Source organism: Streptomyces sp. NPDC058157, assembly GCF_042884105.1.
Taxonomy (GTDB): domain Bacteria; phylum Actinomycetota; class Actinomycetes; order Streptomycetales; family Streptomycetaceae; genus Streptomyces.
Genome location: NZ_JBHVUQ010000393.1, coordinates 1 through 2433 on the forward strand (window position 1 = coordinate 1; position 2433 = coordinate 2433).

The window sequence follows — 2433 nt, forward strand, 5'->3', positions numbered from 1 at the left end:
GCGGAGTAGAGGGCGGAGGTGAGGTAGCCGGGGGCGACGGCCAGGGCCAGGGCCGGCCCGAGGGCGGGCCCGTGCCGGTGGACGGCCCAGCCCGCGACGGCGGCCGCGAGCAGGTGCGCGGTCCAGGCGAACCGCCCGCCCGCGGCCCGCCCGGGCCACACCAGGGCGGCGACGGCGAGCAGCCCCGCGAGGGGCCCCGCCCCCGGCACCCCGGCGGCGGCCGCCGCGCACCCGACGGCCCCGGGCAGCAGGGCGCCCCCGAACCGCCGCGCCACCGTCCGGCCCCCGGCCGGCGCGGGCGCGGGGTCCGCCACGGGCTCCTCCCCTCGCGGGGTCCGCGCGTACAGCTCCTCGGCGAGGGAGAACACGTCCCGGTGCCGGAACCGCGCGGCGGTCCGGTCGGTGATCCCGCACGCCTCCAGCCCCGCGGCCACCTCCAGCGCGTCGACGGCCCGCTCACAGAGCTCCCGGTGCCGGTGCAACAGCGCTTTCACGGGATCCCCGCCACCCCGCCGCCCGGCCCGCGCGGCACCGGCTTCCCGGGCCCCGGCCCCGCCCAATCCAGCCCCGCCCAATCCAGCCCCGCCTGGGGGTCCCCCCGGACGGAGTCTGGGGGAGTTTGAGGCGCTGGGGGTCCCCCCAGCGGTAGCTGGGGGAGGGCTCGGGGGCAGAGCCCCCGACAACGGCGCCGCACCCGCGATGTCCGAGGTCGTCATACCGCCGCCCCCTCGGCCCCCGCAGGATCGGCAACGCTCCAGGTCGGCGTCGTCCAGTGCCCCGGCACCACGGCCTCCGCCGGCCGGCCGAACGGCACCTCCCCCTCCGACCGCGAGGAACCCCTGGCCAGCAGCCACAGGTAGCTCTCCCGGAAGGCCGACACGTTCTGCTCGACCGTGAACAGCTCCAGCGCCCGCGCCCGCGCCGCCGCCCCCAGCCGCTGGGCCCGTTCCGGTTCGCCGAGCAGCGCGAGACAAGCGTCGGCGAGGGCGCGCGGATTGCGCGGCGGCACCACGAGCCCGGTGCCGCCGATGACCTCGCAGACGGCCCCCACGTCCGTGGACACCGTCGCCCGGCCGCACAGCATCGCCTCGACGAGGCTGATCGGGAACCCCTCGATCACCGAGGACAGCAGCACGATCCGCCCGGCGGCGTACGCGTCGGCCGCCGACGGCGCCTCGGGCCCGCCGACCTCCTCGAACGCGACGGGGTTCTCCCCGACCGTCCGCGCGTCGGCGGCCTCGTCGGGGAACAGCTGCGCGGCCAGCGACCGGCAGTCGGCCAGGTACCCCGGCGCGGCGGCCGTGGCGAAGACCCGCAGCCGGGCCTGCGGCGCGGCCCGCCGGACCTCGGCGAAGGCGTGCAGCAGGCCGATCAGGTCCTTGGCCGGCTCCACCCGCCCGACCCACACCAGGGTGTCGGGGTCCCCGCAGCCGGGGTCCTCCCCGACGGCGGCGAATCGGTCCGCCTCCATCCCCGGGTACACGGTCCGCACCCGCTCCCGGGCCGCCCCGCACCGCTCCTGCCAGCGCCGGGCGTGCGCGTTGCCGGGGGTCAGCAGGTCGGCGCGGGCGTAGATCTCCCCGGCCAGCCGGACGTGGAAGGCGGCGAGCAGGGCCCGCACGGCGGGCCGGGCGCCGCCCCCGCCGGGGGCGTCGGCGCCCTGGTCCAGGTAGTGGGCGCGCAGCTGGACCCCGTACTCGGTGACCAGCAGCGGGACCCCGCAGAAGCGTTTGGCCAGGAGTCCGGGTACGGCCGCCACCCCGCCCGCGGCGGCGTGGCAGACGTCGACGGCGCCGAGCCCCTGCTCCCCGTACCAGTCGAGGGACAGCGGCCGCAGCAGCCGCTCCAGCTCGTCGGCGAACTCCAGCAGGTCGGGGACCCGCGCCTCCCGTACGGCCCGGCCCGCGCCCGGGGCCCGGCAGCCCGCCTCCAGGACCCGTACGGCGGTCTCGGAGCGCAGGGCCGCGTACATCCCGCCCTGCTCCCGGGCCAGTTCGGCGAGCCCGTACAGCCCGGCCGCGAAGGCCTCGGCCGCCGCCGGGCCGGCCTCCACCGCGCTGCCGCCGCAGGTGCCGCGCACCAGCTCCCCGAAGCAGGCGGCGAAGCGCCGCCGCTCGCGCCGGGAGTGGGTCCGGCCGTCGTCGGCGGGGGCCCACAGCGGGGCGGTGCGCACCCGCGTGACGTGCTGTGGGAGCGGGACCAGGCCGCGCTCCTCCTGTTCGGCGCTGCGGCCCAGCGCGTAGAGCGCGAACTCGTGCTGCGGGAGTCCGCGCACGAGCCGGTCGCACCACAGCCCCGCCTCTCCGGCCGCATACGGATAACCACCTTCGGTGAGCAGTCCGATCCGCACGAGTGGCACCCCCGTTCTCCCGTTCCTGGCGGTCGCCGTAGGTCCGGTGACCCGCCGCGGGAGAACTCAAGCGGATCCACCGG

At 78.5% G+C, this 2433-nt stretch carries 1 protein-coding gene and 1 pseudogene; both read right to left on the reverse strand.

The features are described 5' to 3' along the window. A pseudogene (locus tag ACFVXK_RS38200) lies at nucleotides 1–494 on the reverse strand (hypothetical protein); the annotation flags it as partial. Nucleotides 495–712: 218 nt separating this feature from the next. After that, entirely contained in the window at nucleotides 713–2350 is a 1638-nt protein-coding gene (locus ACFVXK_RS38205; protein WP_389621880.1) for a DUF3492 domain-containing protein, read from the reverse strand. Nucleotides 2351–2433 lie beyond the last annotated feature (83 nt).